Source organism: Nesterenkonia sp. AY15 (genome assembly GCF_022565855.1).
In the GTDB taxonomy this organism is placed as follows: Bacteria; Actinomycetota; Actinomycetes; order Actinomycetales; family Micrococcaceae; genus Nesterenkonia.
Map to the genome: position 1 here is coordinate 1 of NZ_JAJOYV010000018.1, position 1,300 is coordinate 1,300.

Consider the following 1,300-nt stretch of genomic DNA (forward strand, 5'->3'; position numbering starts at 1 on the left):
AGGGTTATAGGAACAAATGTGTGTATAGCCCCGGCGTGTCACGGCCTTCCTGCCCATCCTGAACGGCCCCAGAGACCCTCCTCAGCAATCGCAGCCGTGCCGTAGGTCGCAGGTCCGATAGGTGCTTCCTCGATGGATCTGTGACGTGCCGGTTCTGCAGTCCGCTCTCGATGCCGGTGGGCCAGCGCCCATGGGTCGTGTGGGTGTTCAGTCATGGTGTTCAGCAGCCAGTCCACAGCACTGCGAGCATGACGCTCGCTCAGTCCGCGGTGGCCGCGCAGCAGGTGCTTGATCGCGTTGTTCGGCCCACCCTCCAACCGGGAAGTCGTCCGCTCCACCGTGGGTCTGCCCTCGGTGTGGAAACGGTGCTCGAGCCAGGTGAACAGCGACTTGTCCCTGATCAGCTGCCGGTAGAGGCCTTGGACTCGGCGCAGCCGGATGTGGGTGTACCACCAGGCCTGATTCGGCTTCGCCCAGGACGGTCGCTCCACCCCGGCCCTGGCATAGGTGCGCTGCTTCAGAAAAGACGCCCATCGAGCTTCCCAGGAGGCGTAGGCGCCCGTCCAGGCCGCGGCCGCATCAAGGTCCCGGACTGCCATGAGATCCCTGGTCAGTGCCAGGATCTCCTGTCCTGCTGGGAGTCTCGGGGCCAGGGTGGTGTGCCGTCGCACGGCGGCGTAGATGTGGAAGTAACACCGCTGGATCCGGGTGTGCCGCCACTGCTGATCCAAAGCGGCTCTGAGTCCCGCGCCGCCGTCGGTGACCACCAGATCCGGGGCTGGGAGCCGCTTCAGCAGTGCCTCCCAGGCGACCTTCTTCTCCTGGTCACACCACTGCCAACCCAGCACATGTCTGCCGTTGTGGGCGATGAGTACGCACCAGCCGGCGAAGTAGGTGCCATCGACGATGACCTGTCGGTGAACCTCCCCGGTGCGCTCGGGCTGCGGGACCTCGATCTCCCAGCACCAGGCGGTCTTCTTCCGGAAGCCTCGGTCTGTGAACCCGAAGTCGCTCTGGATCGCACGGCCTAGCAGCCAGTCCAGGAACCAACTCAGCTCTGCGCGCCGAGAGATATCAGTCCGGGACTGTGTGGTTGAGGAGCCACATGATGTGCATCGCCATCGGGTGCGCCCGGCGCTGGTCTTGCCGTTCTTCACCAGCTTCGTGGCGCATACACCACAGACCGGCTGATTCGAGGGAGGAGTCACAGCACATGCTTTCAAAGCATGTGAAACCCTCTACATCGGCGTCAGGTCAGGGATCCAGGGCCGTGCTGTACACACATTTGTTCCTATAACCC

General features: G+C 63.6%; 1 protein-coding gene. It reads right to left on the reverse strand.

The window, feature by feature from the left end; genetic code table 11:
* Positions 1-38 precede the first annotated feature (38 nt).
* On the reverse strand, positions 39-1,208 hold the full coding sequence (locus tag LSI54_RS12870; RefSeq protein WP_241478567.1) for an IS1249 family transposase: 1,170 nt from the start codon (positions 1,206-1,208) through the stop codon (positions 39-41).
* Between the last annotated feature and the right edge of the window lie 92 nt (positions 1,209-1,300).